Genomic DNA, 15,854 nt, shown 5'->3' on the forward strand with positions numbered 1-15,854 from the left:
CCTGATGCACGCCGGCCAATACCTGCAATCGCTGCTCGCCTACTGGTGGCCGTTCTGCCGGATCATGGCCGTGTTCAGCCTGGCGCCGATGTTCAGTCACAAGGCGATCAGCGTGCGCGTGCGCATCCTCCTGGCACTGGCACTGACCCTGGTGCTGGGCGCGGCGTTGCCGACGCCACCCAATCTCGACCCGCTGTCGCTGGCAGGCATGCTGGCCGCCATCGAGCAGATCGCCATGGGCCTGCTGCTGGGCCTGGCGCTGCTGCTGGTGTTCACCGTGTTCACGCTGATCGGCGATGTGGTCTCGACCCAGCTCGGCTTGTCCATGGCGGTGTTCAACGATCCCATGAACGGCGTGTCCTCGGCGTCGATCATCTACCAGCTGTACTTCATCCTGCTGGCGCTGCTGTTCTTCGCCATCGACGGCCATCTGGTCACGGTGAGCATCATCTACCAGAGCTTCGTCTACTGGCCGATCGGCAGCGGGCTGTTCTACGACGGTCTGCAGACCATCGCCTGGTCGATGGCCTGGGTGATCTCGGCGGCGCTGCTGATCGCCCTGCCGATCGTCTTCTGCATGACCCTGGTGCAGTTCTGCTTCGGCCTGCTCAATCGCATCTCGCCGGCGATGAACCTGTTCTCGCTGGGCTTTCCCATGGCGATCCTGGCCGGTTTGTCGCTGATTTACCTGACCTTGCCGAACCTCGCCGAGGCCTACCTGCACCTGACCCGCGACCTGCTGGACAAGATCGGCGTACTGCTCAGGAGCAGCGGCCATGTCTGAGCAGAACAGCAGTCAGGAAAAGACCGAAGAGGCCTCCGAGCAGAAACTCAAGAAGAGTCGCGACGACGGCCAGGTCACCCGCTCCAAGGACGTGGCCACCACCGTTTCGCTGCTGGCCACGCTGTTGCTGCTCAAGCTCAGCGCCGGGCTGTTCCTCGACGGCATGCAGCAGAGCTTCAGCTACTCCTACATCGACTTTCATCAGAGCGAGATCGGCATCGACGATGTGCAGGTGATCCTGCTGCACAACCTGCTGGTGTTCATCAGCGTGCTGCTGCCGCTGCTGCTGACGCCGATCCTGGTCATCGCCTTTGCCCTGGTGCCGGGCGGCTGGGTATTCGCCTCGAAGAATTTCGCGCCGAACTTCGGCAAGCTCAACCCCATCACCGGACTGGGACGGATGGTCGGTGCGCAGAACTGGAGCGAGCTGGCCAAGTCGCTGCTGAAGATATCCGCGCTGCTCGGCATCGCCGGCTGGCAGCTGTACTACGCCGCGCCACGGCTGATCGCACTGCAGCGCACGGACATCTTCAACGCCATCGGTGGCGCCTTCTCGCTGACCTTCGATCTGGCGTTTTCGCTGCTGCTGGTGTTCGTGCTGTTCTCTTTCATCGACATCCCGCTGCAGCGCTTCTTCTTCCTTAAGAAAATGCGCATGACCAAGCAGGAGCGCAAGGAAGAGCACAAGAACCAGGAAGGTCGGCCAGAGGTGAAGGCGCGCATCAAGCAGCTGCAGCGCCAGCTCGCGCAGCGGCAGATCACCAAGGTGATCAAGGATGCCGACGTGGTGATCGTCAACCCGACCCACTATGCCGTGGCGCTAAAATACGACCCGAAGAAGGCCGAAACGCCGTTCGTCATCGCCCGCGGCGTTGATGAGATGGCCCTGTACATCCGCAAGATGGCCCAGGCCAACGCGCTGGAAGTAATCGAGCTGCCACCGCTGGCCCGCGCGATCTACTACAGCACCCAGGTCAACCAGCAGATTCCGGCACCGCTTTATACCGCCGTGGCCCACGTGCTGACCTACATCCTCCAGCTCAAGGCCTGGAGGCAGGGCAGACGCCAGGGCAAACCGGCACTGGCCAGCAACATCCACATCCCCGAAGAACTGTTCAACCGAGCGCGCTCATGAGCCTGATGCAGAAACTGACGCCGACCTTCCGCAGTGGCCGGATCGGCATTCCGCTGATCATCCTGTCGATCCTGGCGATGATCATCCTGCCGCTGCCGCCGCAGCTGCTGGACATCCTGTTCACCTTCAACATCGCCATGGCGGTGCTGGTGCTGCTGGTCAGCGTGTCGTCCAAGAGCCCGCTGGATTTTTCGCTGTTCCCCACGGTGATCCTGGTCACCACGCTGATGCGCCTGACGCTTAACGTCGCCTCGACGCGGGTGGTGTTGCTTGAGGGTCATACCGGCACTGGCGCGGCGGGCAAGGTGATCGAAGCCTTCGGCGAAGTGGTGATCGGCGGCAACTTCATCGTCGGCCTGGTGGTGTTCGTGATCCTGATGATCATCAACTTCATCGTCATCACCAAGGGCGGCGAGCGGATATCCGAAGTCACCGCGCGCTTCACTCTGGACGCCCTGCCCGGCAAGCAGATGGCCATCGACGCCGATCTCAATGCCGGCCTACTGACCCAGGAAGATGCCAAGGCGCGGCGCCAGGAAGTGGCCAAGGAAGCCGACTTCTACGGTGCAATGGACGGCGCGTCGAAGTTCGTCCGCGGCGATGCCATCGCCGGCATCCTGATCCTGCTGATCAACCTCTTCGGCGGTTTCGCCATCGGTGTATTCGTCCACGATCTGGCTGCCGGCGAGGCGTTCAAACAGTACGCCCTGCTGACCATCGGTGACGGCCTGGTGGCGCAGATTCCGGCGCTGCTCCTGTCGACTGCAGCGGCGATCATCGTTACCCGCATCAACGAATCCAGCGACATCACCAGCCAGGTGCAACGCCAGCTCCTGGCCAACCCAGCCTCGCTGTACACCGTGGCCGGAATACTCTTCGTGCTTGGCATGGTGCCGGGCATGCCGCATCTGGCATTCATCGGCTTTGCCGCGCTGATCGGCTTCATTGCCTGGCGCGTCTCGCTGCACGAGCCGCCAGCGGCCGGTGCCGATCTCAAAGACATCCAGGCCATCGGCCAGGCGATGGACAAGGAAAAGGCGCAATCGCTGGCCTGGGAAGACATTCCGCTGGTCGAACGGCTGTCGGTATCGCTCGGCTACAAGCTGGTCGGGCTGGTCAACGAAGCCTCCGGTGCACCGCTGCCGGCGCGGGTACGCGGCGTGCGCCAGACGCTGTCCGAGCACCTCGGCTTCCTCCTTCCGGAAGTGCAGATCCGCGACAGCCTCAGGCTCAAGGCCTCGCAGTACGACATCTACATCAACGGCGAGAAAATCGACGGCGCCGAGCTGCATGCCGACCGCCTGATGGCGATCCCGTCGCCGGAGCTGTATGGCGAGATCGACGGCATCCTCGGCACCGACCCGGCCTATCGCATGCAGGTGGTATGGATCCAGCCGACGGACAAGTCCCGTGCGCTGAACCTCGGCTATCAGGTGATCGACTGCGCCAGCGTCATCGCCACGCACCTGAACAAGGTGATCCGCGAGCATCTGCCGGACCTGTTCAAGCACGACGACGTCGAGCATCTGATGCAGCGCCTGACCGTACAGGCTCCGAAGCTCGCCGAAAGCCTGAAAGCCGCCCTGAGCTACACCCAACAGATGCGCGTGTACCGTCAGCTGTTGCTGGAAGAAGTGCCGCTGCGCGACATCGAAACCATCGCCAGCACCCTGCTCGAATGCAGCGAGACCACCAAGGACCCGGTGCTGCTCGCCGCCGACGTGCGCTATGCACTGCGCCGCAGCATCGTTTCGATGGTCGCCGGCGATCGTCGAGAACTCGGCGTGTTCGTGCTGGAAAATGCGCTGGAAAATACCCTGCTCAACGCCCTGGCCATTGCCCAGCAAGCGGGGCCGGTAAGCCTGGACAACATTCCGGTGGAACCGAGCCTGCTCAACCAGCTGCAGAACAGCATGCCGGTAGTGAAGGAAAAACTGCGCAAGGACGGCCATCCGCCGATCCTCACCGTGATGCCGCAGCTGCGTCCGTTACTCGCGCGTTACGCCCGCGTGTTCAGCCCGGGCCTGCACGTGCTCTCGCAGAACGAGATTCCTGACCGCGTCGGCGTCAACATTCTCGGCACCCTCGGCTAACGGAGCACGGTCCTCAGTAGAGCTTGCGTCGTTGCGGTGCCTGTTCGGCAACCAGCGCGGTGAACTCGGCGGAGGGCCGGTCCAGGGCGAAGCCCATTTCGAAGCTGTCGCGGCGTGAATCCTTGCGCGACCACTGGCAGATCACCACAGCCTCGACCTGCCGGACACGCTCGCCGTGACCCGGCACATGCAGCACCATCTCATAGCAGCCGCCCACCGCGAGTGGCTGGCTGGCGACCAGGCGAAGTCCTCCCAGCGAGAGGTCGGCGACGTAGCCCATGGGTTCGCCATTCAAACGGTTGCTGACCTGGATGCGGCTGATATGGCGGAAGCTGAAGCGACTGTGTTGGCGCATGTCCGTTGCTCGGCAGATGGCAGTGATAGAGCCAGCAGGCGACCCATTGCCGACAAAACTTAAGCGCACTCGCCCTGATCAGCCAAACCCTGCGATCCAGATCAGCCCCTTCGTTGATCAAGGCTTGCGTTGCGACTCGCGCGAGGCGTCCTCTTCGCTCACCTCCTCGGCCAGGCCCGGCGGCACGTTGTAGGCGCCGCCGGGTACGTCGGCTTCGTCACCACCGGCGACCTCGCCCTGGGTGGACGTGGTTTCCGGATTCTGCTCGTGGGCATCGCCGCTCTGGTCGATGGACTCGATGCTCTCGCGACCCTGGTCGTTCTGACTCATCAGCTGCTCCTCGCGTACCTGTGGCCATGCCCGGCGCGTCCGGGTGGCTCTATCGGTTGGGAGGAGACGTAGCCGCGGAAGTTGCAGCGCAGCGGTGCTTTTCTGGACCGATGGCCGCTCGGCGGTGCAGCTGAACTAAACCACAGGCCCGGCAGCCAAAACTGGACTAGAACTGCCATAGAACAGAATCATGCAACTGACTTCTCGCAGCCTGCCGATCACTCCTGCCCTTCACCCAGCGCAGGATCAGCCCTCACGGGCGCTGTACTTCGCCCTTGCCCGCGAGGTCGACGCGCAATCACGCGACAACGCTGCGGAGTACCTGCGTGTGCAGCTCGAGGCCGCCGCTGCGCTGCCGTCCGACCTGCCGGAGGACCCGGCCAGCCTGGAAGCCTGGGTCATGCGGCGCACCGAAGCGGTCGGACGCCAGTATCAGGCTTACCTGGACCAGCGCCGTGCCGGCGGTCCGCGCCGCTATTTCGCCAGCAAGGCCCATGCACTGCATTTCCTGCGCGGGGTGGCGCCGACCAAGCTGGTCGATGGCGCCTGGCTCTATGGCCTGCTGCAGCGCTGGGATGATGCGCGCTTCACCGCGCTGATCCAGACCTATCTGGAAGAGCTCGGCGAAGGCCTGCCGGAGAAGAACCATGTGGTGCTCTACCGCAAGCTGCTGGCCAGCCAGGGCTGCGATGACTGGCAGGAGCTGGACGACGAGCACTTCGTCCAGGGCGCCATCCAGCTGGCACTGGCCGAGCATGCCGAGCAGTTCCTGCCGGAAGTGATCGGCTTCAACCTGGGCTACGAACAGTTACCGCTGCACCTGCTGATCACCTCCTACGAGCTGACCGAGCTGGGCATCGATCCCTATTACTTCACCCTGCATGTCACCGTCGACAACGCCGACAACGGCCACGCCAAGAAAGCCGTGCAGGGCGTGCTGGATGCCTTGCCGCAGGTCGGCGACAGCGCGGAGTTCTATCGACGGGTGCGCAACGGCTACCGGCTCAACGACCTCGGCGCCAGCACCGTCTCGGTGATCGGCGACTTCGATCTGTCCCGGGAGGTGCAGCGCATCCTCGAGAAGAAGGCGGCGGTCGGCCAGTTCGTGCACTCCGACTACTGCCGTTTCGAAGGCCGCACGGTCAATCAGTGGCTGGCCGAAGACGTCGAACAGTTTCTCGCAGTGCTGGACAAGCGCGGCTGGATCAAGCGCGGCCATGACCCGCAGGAAAGCCGCTTCTGGCAGCTGATCGCCGGCGAACAGGCGCCGATGTTCGGCGTCTTCAGCGCTTACGAGCAGCAGATGATCCATGACTGGATCGCTGGCGACTGGCAGGCCGACAGCAAGCGCAGCCCGCGCGGTGCGTTGCTGCAGCGCCAAGCGCTGTTCAACGCCCGGCGTGTGCCGCAGGAGCCGGGTGCGCTGCAACCGGCGGAAAGCGTCAGCGGCAACGATTTCGACGAGGAACTGCAGCTGCTCGAGCAACAGATTGCACGCCTGCCCGATCGCGCCGCGCGCATGCGCCTGCTGCTGCCGCTTCTCGCCCCACAACGCCACCACACTGCCGCCGGCCTGCTGGCCACGCGGCTGTTCAACGGACTGTTCAACTGAAGGCACACCAAGGAACGCGACGATGATCATGGACAATGCGCAGGACCGCGCGCTGCTGCACCTGGGCCAGGCCCTGCGGGATCGCGGCTATCACTTCATCACCCCCACGCCGCTGACCCATGAACGGGTCAATCAGCGCCCGGAAAATGCGCTCGCCGACGACCTGCCCGGGGTTTTCGGCTGGAGCCGCCCGTTCCAGCACGAACTGCTGCCACCACCGCTGTTCAGCCTGATGGATCAGGCTGACGTGCTGGAGCCCTATGGCTCGCGCTGGCGCTCCAAGGTGCGCCTGTCCAGCCTCGATGGCCAGCTGTTCCTGCACTCAGCCTTTCCCACCGAAGCCAGCGATGCGGTGTTCTTCGGGCCGGACACCTACCGCTTCGCCAGCGCCATCTGCAGCCACTTGAATCAGCATGCCGGCGAAATCCGCCGCGTGGTGGACATCGGCTGCGGCTCGGGTGCCGGCGCGATTCTCACTGCCCTGGCGCGACCGCAAGCCGAAGTGCTGGCGGTGGATATCAATCCGCAAGCGCTGCGCCTGACCCGCATCAACGCGGCGCTGGCTGGAGCGGACAACCTGCGCGCCGAACGCAGCGATCTGCTGAGCAACGCGCAGGGCGAGTTCGATCTGGTCTTGGCCAATCCGCCCTATCTGGTCGATGCCGACCAGCGCGCCTATCGCCACGGCGGTGGCCCGCTCGGCGCCGGCCTGTCGCTGGCGATTCTGGATGCCGCGCTCGGCCGGCTGGCGCCGGGCGGCACGCTACTGCTGTATACCGGGGTCGCCATGATCGACAACCAGGACCCCTTCCTGGCCGAGGTGCGCCAGCGCCTGGAGCGTACCGACCTGCAGTGGGGCTACCGTGAGATCGACCCGGACGTGTTCGGCGAGGAGCTGCTTGGCGGGGCCTACACCCAGTGCGATCGCATCGCTGCCGTGGTGCTGGAAGTGACGCGGGCGGCGAGCTGAACGCTCCCGTGTGGAAAACGCTTCGCGGTTTTCCACGGGGTGGCCATCCACCCTACGACCGGCCAGGCGTAGGGTGGATAACGCCGCAGGCTTATCCACGCGCAAGTGAGCGCGCATATCAGACCGGCAACAACACCAGAATCAGCGACAGGCTGATCAGCGAGCCCAGCGTCGACAGCAGCACCACCCGCGACACCCGCGAGCCCTCGCGCCCATAGAATTCGGCAAGCATGTACGGGCCAGTCCCGGTCGGCAGCGCGGCGAGCAGCAACGCCGAATAGGCCCACAGCGTCGGCAGCTCGAATACCTGAAAAGCCAGATACCAGGTAATCAGCGGCTGCACCACCAGCTTCAGTCCCACCAGCGGCCACACGCCCTGCACCCGTCCTCCGGGCTGTGGCTGGGCGAGGAAAAGCCCCAGCGACACCAGTGCGCAGGGCGCCGCCGCCGCGCCCAGCAGCTTGAGCAATGTCGCCAGCGGCACCGGCAATTGCAGGCTAGTCGCCGCCCACAGCGCACCGAGCAGCGGCGCGATCACCAGTGGATTGCGTACCAGCGCACTACTGACTTTGCCCAGCGTGCGCAACACGCCCTGCCCGGCATGCAGGCCGGTCTCGACGCAGGCCAGGGCGATGGCGAACAGCACACAGACCACCACGATCGAGGCGACCATCGCCGGCTGCAGCGCCTCGTCGCCCAGCACCAGCATGCACAGCGGAATCCCGACATAGCCGGTGTTGGCGTAGGACGCACCCAGCGCATCCAGGCTGGCGTCGACCAGCGGCTGCTTCTGCAACATGCGATACGCAAGAGTGAAGGCGAACACGCCGAGGCAGCCGATGGCGAAGGCGGCGATAAAGCCGGGTTGCCAGAGCTGCTCCCAGGTCGAGGTGGCAACCACGCTGAACAGCAGCGCCGGCAGGCCCAGCCAGACCACGAACCGATTGAGTTCGGAAGCGCCGGTTGGCCCCATCCTGCCGCTACGGCGGCACAGGTAACCGAGCAGGATCAGCGCAAAGACGGGCAGGACGACATTGACGACCGAAGACATGGACTCTCATCTGCAAGCTGGCGGCGCGGCGCAGGCCGCGACCGAAACGGCCGGCCACCATAGCAAATGCGGCGGATCGTCGCGCTCAGAGTCGACCAGGCAATACCCAGCCGACCCTGGGTTTCAGCTCAATGAAGCGCCTGCGAATAGCCGTTGGGCTCGGCCCGCGCGGCGGCGAACTCGGCCTCGACGCTGCCACGCATTTGCGCAGTGCCGCCGGGAAAACCGCTGCGGTCGCTGTAGTCCCATTCGACCACCGGCACCTGCTCGGCATCCAGACCCTTGGCGCAGCTCAGGTCCAGCGCGGTGATACCGGCCACCGCGCCGGCGGCGATGGCGGCATTGGCCGGCTCGTTGCCGTGCTCGATGCTCCAGCCGAGACCAGCCAGATCCAGCGCATCGCCGCCGATACGGCCGCAGATCCAGGGTTTCGGATCATCCGCCAGCAGGATGCCGACACCGGTGGCGATCTCGCGCAGCCCGCAGGCACGGACCACCCCTTCGCTGCCGGACATGCCGATAAAGCGTGCGACCTGCCGCGGCGCCACCAACTGGACGACGCCCAGACCGATACTGAACCAGCCCAGCCCCCGCGCCAGCGTGCGCGCGGAATGGTTGGGCCGGGTGACTTGACGTGGAATGCTCATAAAGACTCCTCGCTCGATAACGTGGCTCGGCCGATCCCTACTTTAGGGATCGGCGATCTGCAGGATTCAGGGTTTCAGAACGACCTTGATGCAGCCGTCATGCTTGTCGCGGAAGGTCTTGTACATCTCAGGCCCCTGCTCGAGGCTGACGCTGTGGGTGATGACGAAGCTCGGATCGATCTCGCCTTCCTGAATGCGCCGCAGCAGGTCGTCGGTCCAGCGATTGACGTGGGTCTGGCCCATGCGGAAGGTCAGGCCCTTGTTCATCGCCGCGCCGAACGGGATCTTGTCGATCAGCCCGCCGTAGACGCCAGGAATCGAAATGATGCCGGCCGGGCGGCAGACGTAGATCATCTCGCGCAGCACGTGCGGGCGGTCGCTCTCGAGCATCAGCGCCTGCTTGGCGCGGTCGTACATCGAATCGATCGAACGCGCCGCGTGCGCCTCCATGCCCACCGAGTCGATGCACTTCTCCGGGCCTTTGCCGCGGGTCAGCTCCTTGAGGCGTTCGAGCACGCTTTCCTCATCGAAGTTGATGGTGATGGCGCCGCCGGCGCGGGCCATGGACAGGCGCTCGGGCACGTTGTCGATACAGATGACCTGCTCGGCGCCCATCATCACCGCGCTGCGGACGGCGAACTGGCCGACCGGCCCGGCCCCCCAGACTGCCACGGTGTCGGTGGGCTGGATGTCGCATTGCGCCGCGGCCTGCCAGCCGGTGGGGAGAATGTCGCCGAGGAACAATACCTGCTCGTCAGTCAGACCATTGGGGATCACCACGGGACCGACATCGGCGTAGGGCACGCGGACGTATTCAGCCTGACCACCGGCATAACCGCCGGTGAGGTGGGTGTAGCCATAGAGCCCGGCGGTGGTGTGGCCGAAGACTTTGTCAGCCACGTCCTTGTTGCGGTTGGTTCGCTCGCACACCGAGAAATTGCCGCGCCGGCACTGGTCGCACTCGCCGCAGACAATGGTGAAGGGCACCACCACGCGGTCGCCAACCTTGAGCTTCTTGTTCGCCGAGCCGACCTCCATCACCTCGCCCATGAACTCGTGGCCCATGATGTCGCCGTGCTGCATGCCGGGCATGAAGCCGTCGTACAGGTGCAGGTCGGAGCCGCAGATGGCGCAGGACGACACCTTGATGATGGCGTCGCGAGGGTCTTCGATGGAGGGATCGGGGACGTGGTTGTCGCAGCGGATGTCGTGCTTGCCGTGCCAGCGGAGGGCTCTCATGGACAATCTCCTGTCGGGTTTCGGAAACGCCGTCTCGGTGATTCTCCTTTGCTGCCTCGCTGTTGCTCCTCTGTCACGGTGCGGCGTGCTGTCAGGGTTTTAGTAAGCAGCGCCGCACCAGAGTTGCCCGATTACCGACGGGCTGCACTAATGCCGATTGCGATCCAGCGAAGCGTAACCGTCGCGATAGCTGGGGTACCTGGGTTTCCAGCCCAGCGCACGGGCGCGGGCATTGCTGCAGCGCTTGCTGCCGGCGCGGCGGGTCATGCTCTGCTCGGCCCAGTGGGTGACGCCCAGGCGTTCGCGCAGCCAGTCGACCACCTCGTGCAACGGTGCCGGGTCATCGTCGACGCCCAGATAGCAATCCTCCAGCGCAGCACCACTGGCGTCGCTCTGCAGCAGAAACGCCAGCAGCCCGGCGGCGTCGTCGCGATGGATGCGGTTGCTGTACTGCGGCGGATCGCGCTCGACACGCAAACCGGCGCGCACCTGATTCTGCAGCCAGGGGCGCTTCGGGTCGTACAGCCCACCCAGACGCACCCGCGTTACCGGCAGGGCGCTGTCGAGCGCCAGCTGTTCGGCCTCGAGCATCACCCGACCGGTGAAGCCGCCGGGCTCGGTGGCCGAGTCCTCGTCGATCCACTCGCCGTCGCGCTGGGCATACACACCGGTGCTGGAAACGAACAGCAGCCGCCGAGGGCGCTGGCCGCGCTGCTGTAACCAACCGAGCACATTGCGCAGGCCTTCGACATAGGCCTGGCGATAGCCGGCTTCGTCATGTTCGGTGGCGGATGCCGCATAGACCAGATAGTCCAGCGAGCCGTTGGGCCAGCAGCGCGGACAGGTCGGTTCGGAAAGGTCGCCGTTGACCGGCAGGATCGGCACTGCCAGCTGGGCGGCGTTGCGCCGCAAGCCATACACCGTCCAGCCGTCCCGACTCAGTTGCAGACCGAGACGACTGCCAAGGTCGCCACAGCCTGCGATCAATACGCTTAGGCGCTTGCCCATGTTCTGCTCCCTCAGTTGTAACCCGCCGCGCGGGCCGCACGAAACCGCAGTGTACCGACTTTCGAAGCCTGGCCGACCGGTTGGTTCTGCGCTGCGCAAAAGGCTATGCTTGCCGGCACATTGATGGATGCTGACTATGACTCTGACCGAATTGCGCTACATCGTGACCCTTGCCCAGGAACAGCACTTCGGCCGCGCCGCTGAACGCTGCCACGTCAGTCAGCCGACCCTTTCGGTCGGTGTGAAGAAGCTCGAGGACGAGCTCGGTGTGCTGATCTTCGAGCGGACCAAGAGCGCAGTGCGCCTGACCCCCGTCGGCGAAGGCATCGTCACCCAGGCGCAGAAGGTGCTGGAGCAGGCACAGAGCATTCGCGAGCTGGCCCAGGTCGGCAAGAATCAGCTGGCCGCACCGCTGAAGGTCGGCGCCATCTACACCGTCGGCCCTTACATGTTCCCGCACCTGATTCCGCAGCTGCATCGTGTGGCGCCGGACATGCCGCTGTACATCGAAGAGAACTTCACCCACATCCTGCGCGACAAGCTGCGCACCGGCGAACTGGACGCGATCATCGTCGCGCTGCCGTTCCAGGAAGCCGACGTGCTGACCAAGCCTCTCTACGACGAGCCGTTCTACGTACTGATGCCGGCCGACCATCCGTGGACGGCAAAGGAAACCATCGACGCCGAGATGCTCAACGACAAGAGCCTGCTGCTGCTCGGTGAAGGCCACTGCTTCCGCGATCAGGTGCTCGAAGCCTGTCCGACCACCCGCAAGGGCGAGGCGCCGAGCCACACCACGGTGGAATCCAGCTCGCTGGAAACCATCCGCCACATGGTCGCCTCGGGCCTCGGCGTGTCGATCCTGCCGCTGTCGGCGGTGGAGAGCCACCACTACTCCCCCGGTGTGCTGGAGACCCGCCCGCTGACGCCGCCGGTGCCGTTCCGCACCGTGGCGATCGCCTGGCGCGCCAGCTTTCCGCGGCCCAAGGCCATCGAGATCCTCGCTGACTCGATCCGCCTGTGTTCGGTAGGCAAGCCGCCATCGGCGAAAGCCTGAGGCCATGAGCGAACTGGCGACCGTTCCGGTCACCGCACTCAAGGGCGTCGGCGCCGCGCTGGCCGAGAAGCTCGCCAGGGTCGGCCTGGAAACCCTGCAGGACGTGCTCTTCCACCTGCCGCTGCGCTACCAGGACCGCACCCGCGTGGTGCCCATTGGCGCGTTGCGCCCGGGGCAGGACGCGGTGATCGAAGGCGTGGTGTCCGGCGCCGATATCGTCATGGGTCGCCGCCGCAGCCTGCTGGTGCGCCTGCAGGACGGCAGCGGCACCCTGAGCCTGCGCTTCTACCATTTCAGCCAGGCGCAGAAGGAAGCCATGAAGCGCGGCACCCAGCTGCGCTGCTACGGCGAGGCGCGTCCCGGTGCCTCGGGGCTGGAGATCTACCACCCGGAATACCGCGCACTGACCGGCGAGCCGGCACCGGTGGAACAGACCCTGACGCCGATCTACCCGACCACCGAAGGCCTGACCCAGCAGCGCCTGCGCAACCTCAGCGAGCAGGCGCTGGCGCGGCTCGGCCCGCACAGCCTGCCGGACTGGCTGCCCGCCGAGCTGGCCCGCGAGTACCGGCTCGGCCCACTGGATCAGGCGTTGCGCTACCTGCACCGGCCGCCGGCCGACGCCAATCTGGAAGAACTCGCCGAAGGCCGGCACTGGGCCCAGCATCGCCTGGCTTTCGAGGAACTGCTGACCCATCAGCTTTCGCTGCAGCGCCTGCGCGAGCGGGTTCGCGCCCAGCAGGCACCGGCGCTGCCAGCAGCGAAAACCTTGCCACAGCGCTTTCTCGCCAACCTCGGCTTCGCCCCAACCGGCGCGCAGCAGCGCGTCGGTGCCGAGATCGCCTATGACCTGGCCCAGGACGAGCCCATGCTGCGCCTGGTGCAGGGTGATGTTGGCGCCGGCAAGACGGTGGTCGCCGCCCTCGCGGCGCTGCAGGCGCTGGAGGCCGGTTACCAGGTGGCGCTGATGGCGCCGACGGAAATCCTCGCCGAGCAGCATTTTCTCAACTTCAGCAAGTGGCTCGAACCGCTCGGCATCGAGGTCGCCTGGCTCGCCGGCAAGCTCAAGGGCAAGGCCCGCGCCGCATCGCTGGAACAGATCGCCGGCGGCTGCCCGATGGTGGTCGGCACCCACGCGCTGTTTCAGGACGAGGTGGTGTTCAAGCGCCTGGCGCTGGTGATCATCGACGAGCAGCACCGCTTCGGCGTGCAGCAGCGCCTGGCCCTGCGCCAGAAAGGCATCGACGGTCGACTCTGCCCGCACCAGCTGATCATGACCGCCACGCCAATCCCTCGCACCCTGGCGATGAGTGCCTACGCCGATCTCGATACCTCGATCCTCGACGAACTGCCGCCAGGGCGTACGCCGGTGAACACCCTGGTAATCGCCGATAGCCGGCGCCTGGAGGTGATCGAGCGGGTGCGCATCGCCTGCAACGAGGGGCGCCAGGCGTACTGGGTGTGCACCCTGATCGAGGAATCCGAAGAGCTGACCTGCCAAGCGGCGGAAACCACCTTCGAAGACCTTTCGGCGGCGCTGGTCGGGCTGCGCGTCGGGCTGATCCACGGGCGCATGAAACCGGCCGAGAAAGCCGCGGTGATGGAGCAGTTCAAGCGTGGCGAGCTGCAACTGCTGGTCGCCACCACCGTCATCGAAGTGGGCGTCGACGTGCCCAACGCCAGCCTGATGATCATCGAAAACCCGGAGCGCCTGGGCCTGGCCCAGCTGCACCAGCTGCGCGGGCGGGTCGGCCGTGGCAGTGCGGCAAGTCATTGCGTGCTGCTGTACCATCCGCCGCTGTCGCAACTGGGCCGCGAGCGGCTGGCGATCATGCGCGAAACCTGCGACGGCTTCCTGATTGCCGAAAAGGATCTGGAACTGCGCGGCCCCGGCGAGATGCTCGGTACCCGCCAGACCGGCCTCTTGCAGTTCAAGGTCGCCGATCTGATGCGCGATGCCGAGCTGCTCCCGGCGGTGCGCGATGCCGCCCAGGAGTTGCTGGCGCGCTGGCCGCAGCACGTCAGCCCGCTGCTCGAGCGTTGGCTGCGTCATGGCCAGGAATACGGCCAGGTATGACAACCATCCGTCGCCACATCATCCGTGGCTGACGGCTTCGCTATACTCCGGCAGGTCACTACAACGGGTCCGCTCATGAATTCTGCTGTCGACACCGAAAGCTGCTCCGAACTGCCCCTCCTGATCACCAAGCTGTTGAAAGACCTCGGTGTGAGTTACCAGATCCAGCGCGATCGCCCCAACATTCCCGCTGCGCAGCGGGTGCAGGCGGTGCTCCTGGACGACAGCATCGGCGCGATGCTGGTGCTCTTCCCGCAGGATCATCTGCTCGACCTTGCACGCCTGGCCGAACTCACCGGCCGCGAGCTGGCCGCAGTCAAGCCGGAGCGGCTGGCGCGCATGCTCGCCAAGCACGAGCTGAGCCGCCTGCCCGGCCTGCCGCCACTGACCAGCTCGCCCTGCCTGTACGAAGAGTGCCTGATGCAACAGCCACGGCTACTGGTTGAATCCGGCCAGCCTGGCCTGCTGGTGGAGGTCAGCAGTGGCGACTTCAAGCGTCTGCTGAGCAAGGCCACGGCCGGTAGTTTCGCCGTACCGCTGAGCAGCATCCGGCCGAACCTGGACCGCCCGGACGACGACCGCGCCGAGATCAGTCAGGCGGTGCAGAGTTTCACCGCGCGACGCATCCAGAAGCGTCTGGAAGAAACCATCGAGATTCCGCCGCTGCCGCATACGGCGCAGAAAATCATCAAGCTGCGGGTCAACCCCGACGCCACGGTCGACGACATCACCGGCGTGGTGGAAACCGACCCGGCATTGGCGGCGCAGGTGATCAGCTGGGCGGCCTCGCCCTACTACGCCGCTCCCGGGCGCATCCGCTCGGTGGAAGACGCCATCGTCCGCGTGCTCGGCTTCGACCTGGTGATCAACCTGGCCCTTGGTCTAGCGCTGGGCAAGACCATCAGCCTGCCGGACGACAAGCCGCAGGACGCCACGCCCTACTGGCAACAGGCGATCTATACAGCCGCGGTCATCGAGGGGCTGACCCGTGCGATTCCCCGCGAACAGCGCCCGGAGCCCGGCCTGAGCTACCTCGCCGGACTGCTGCACAACTTCGGCTATCTGGTACTGGCGCACGTCTTTCCACCGCATTTTTCGCTGATCTGCCGGCACCTGGAAGCCAACCCGCACCTGTCGCACAGTCACGTCGAGCAGCATCTGCTGGGTATCACCCGCGAACAGATCGGTGCCTGGCTGATGCGTCTGTGGGGCATGCCCGAGGAACTGGCGGCCGCCTTGCGTTTCCAGAACGACCCCGGCTATGACGGCGAAGATGCGGCCTATCCGAACCTGGTCTGCCTGGCGGTACGCATGCTGCGCAACCGCGGCATCGGCAGCGGGCCGGATGCCGAGGTGCCGCAGCAGCTGTTCGATCGCCTGGGTATCACCCGCGAGAAGGCCAACGACGCGATTGCCAAGGTACTCGCCGCTGAAGCCGCCTTGCGCGCCCTGGCGATGCAGTTCAACTCGCCACACTGACAGCCCGCGCCGCCGGG

Annotated in this window: 14 protein-coding genes; 8 read left to right on the forward strand and 6 right to left on the reverse strand. The window is 65.3% G+C overall.

Annotation, left to right across the window (positions count from 1 at the left end; translation table 11 throughout):
• Nucleotides 1-4: 4 nt before the first annotated feature.
• From fliR to LLJ08_RS19970, 3 genes are read left to right on the forward strand one after another with little or no spacing between them, the layout of a single operon-like run.
• Nucleotides 5-784 (forward strand): flagellar biosynthetic protein FliR, encoded by a 780-nt coding sequence (gene fliR, locus LLJ08_RS19960; RefSeq protein WP_038664790.1) that lies wholly within the window; start codon nucleotides 5-7, stop codon nucleotides 782-784.
• Nucleotides 777-1,919, forward strand: a complete 1,143-nt coding sequence (gene flhB / locus LLJ08_RS19965; RefSeq protein ID WP_228207789.1) for a flagellar type III secretion system protein FlhB — start codon at nucleotides 777-779, stop codon at nucleotides 1,917-1,919. Before fliR ends, flhB begins: the two co-directional genes overlap by 8 nt.
• Nucleotides 1,916-4,012 carry a flagellar biosynthesis protein FlhA gene (locus LLJ08_RS19970; protein ID WP_228207790.1) on the forward strand — a complete coding sequence of 699 codons (2,097 nt, stop codon included), beginning with the start codon at nucleotides 1,916-1,918 and terminating at the stop codon, nucleotides 4,010-4,012. Before flhB ends, LLJ08_RS19970 begins: the two co-directional genes overlap by 4 nt.
• Nucleotides 4,013-4,025: 13 nt before the next feature.
• Here LLJ08_RS19970 and LLJ08_RS19975 read toward each other — a convergent pair whose 3' ends face one another.
• Both LLJ08_RS19975 and LLJ08_RS19980 read right to left on the reverse strand, forming a co-directional pair.
• Complete coding sequence (locus LLJ08_RS19975; RefSeq protein ID WP_042922270.1) at nucleotides 4,026-4,367, reverse strand: PilZ domain-containing protein; 342 nt, start codon at nucleotides 4,365-4,367, stop codon at nucleotides 4,026-4,028.
• Nucleotides 4,368-4,484: 117 nt separating this feature from the next.
• A complete protein-coding gene (locus tag LLJ08_RS19980; RefSeq protein ID WP_014822075.1) occupies nucleotides 4,485-4,697 on the reverse strand; it encodes a hypothetical protein in 213 nt (70 codons plus the stop codon).
• Nucleotides 4,698-4,887: 190 nt separating this feature from the next.
• On the opposite strand from LLJ08_RS19980, the gene LLJ08_RS19985 reads away from it, so the two are divergent.
• Together LLJ08_RS19985 and LLJ08_RS19990 are read left to right on the forward strand one after the other, a co-directional pair.
• Nucleotides 4,888-6,309, forward strand: coding sequence for an iron-containing redox enzyme family protein (locus LLJ08_RS19985; protein ID WP_228207791.1), 1,422 nt, complete (start codon nucleotides 4,888-4,890; stop codon nucleotides 6,307-6,309).
• 22 nt (nucleotides 6,310-6,331) lie between these two features.
• Nucleotides 6,332-7,279, forward strand: coding sequence for a methyltransferase (locus LLJ08_RS19990; RefSeq protein WP_191121833.1), 948 nt, complete (start codon nucleotides 6,332-6,334; stop codon nucleotides 7,277-7,279).
• Between the two features lie 118 nt (nucleotides 7,280-7,397).
• On the opposite strand, the gene LLJ08_RS19995 is transcribed toward LLJ08_RS19990, so the two are convergent.
• From LLJ08_RS19995 to LLJ08_RS20010, 4 genes are all read right to left on the reverse strand, one after another.
• Complete coding sequence (locus LLJ08_RS19995; protein WP_046618119.1) at nucleotides 7,398-8,330, reverse strand: AEC family transporter; 933 nt, start codon at nucleotides 8,328-8,330, stop codon at nucleotides 7,398-7,400.
• A gap of 128 nt (nucleotides 8,331-8,458) precedes the next feature.
• A complete protein-coding gene (locus LLJ08_RS20000) occupies nucleotides 8,459-8,977 on the reverse strand; it encodes a transcriptional regulator (RefSeq protein ID WP_228207792.1) in 519 nt (172 codons plus the stop codon).
• A gap of 66 nt (nucleotides 8,978-9,043) precedes the next feature.
• Complete coding sequence (locus tag LLJ08_RS20005) at nucleotides 9,044-10,216, reverse strand: zinc-dependent alcohol dehydrogenase (protein ID WP_023445566.1); 1,173 nt, start codon at nucleotides 10,214-10,216, stop codon at nucleotides 9,044-9,046.
• Between the two features lie 147 nt (nucleotides 10,217-10,363).
• A complete protein-coding gene (locus LLJ08_RS20010; protein WP_090522598.1) occupies nucleotides 10,364-11,224 on the reverse strand; it encodes an SDR family oxidoreductase in 861 nt (286 codons plus the stop codon).
• Nucleotides 11,225-11,360: 136 nt separating this feature from the next.
• On the opposite strand from LLJ08_RS20010, the gene LLJ08_RS20015 reads away from it, so the two are divergent.
• From LLJ08_RS20015 to LLJ08_RS20025, 3 genes are all read left to right on the forward strand, one after another.
• Nucleotides 11,361-12,281, forward strand: coding sequence for a hydrogen peroxide-inducible genes activator (locus LLJ08_RS20015; protein WP_014822082.1), 921 nt, complete (start codon nucleotides 11,361-11,363; stop codon nucleotides 12,279-12,281).
• A 4-nt stretch (nucleotides 12,282-12,285) separates the two neighbouring features.
• On the forward strand, nucleotides 12,286-14,358 hold the full coding sequence (recG, locus tag LLJ08_RS20020) for an ATP-dependent DNA helicase RecG (RefSeq protein ID WP_102833380.1): 2,073 nt from the start codon (nucleotides 12,286-12,288) through the stop codon (nucleotides 14,356-14,358).
• A gap of 75 nt (nucleotides 14,359-14,433) precedes the next feature.
• Complete coding sequence (locus LLJ08_RS20025) at nucleotides 14,434-15,837, forward strand: aminoacyl-tRNA deacylase and HDOD domain-containing protein (RefSeq protein WP_041015428.1); 1,404 nt, start codon at nucleotides 14,434-14,436, stop codon at nucleotides 15,835-15,837.
• The last annotated feature ends 17 nt before the right edge of the window (nucleotides 15,838-15,854 follow it).

It is taken from the genome of Stutzerimonas chloritidismutans, from assembly GCF_020783375.1.
In the GTDB taxonomy this organism is placed as follows: Bacteria; Pseudomonadota; Gammaproteobacteria; order Pseudomonadales; family Pseudomonadaceae; genus Stutzerimonas; species Stutzerimonas kunmingensis.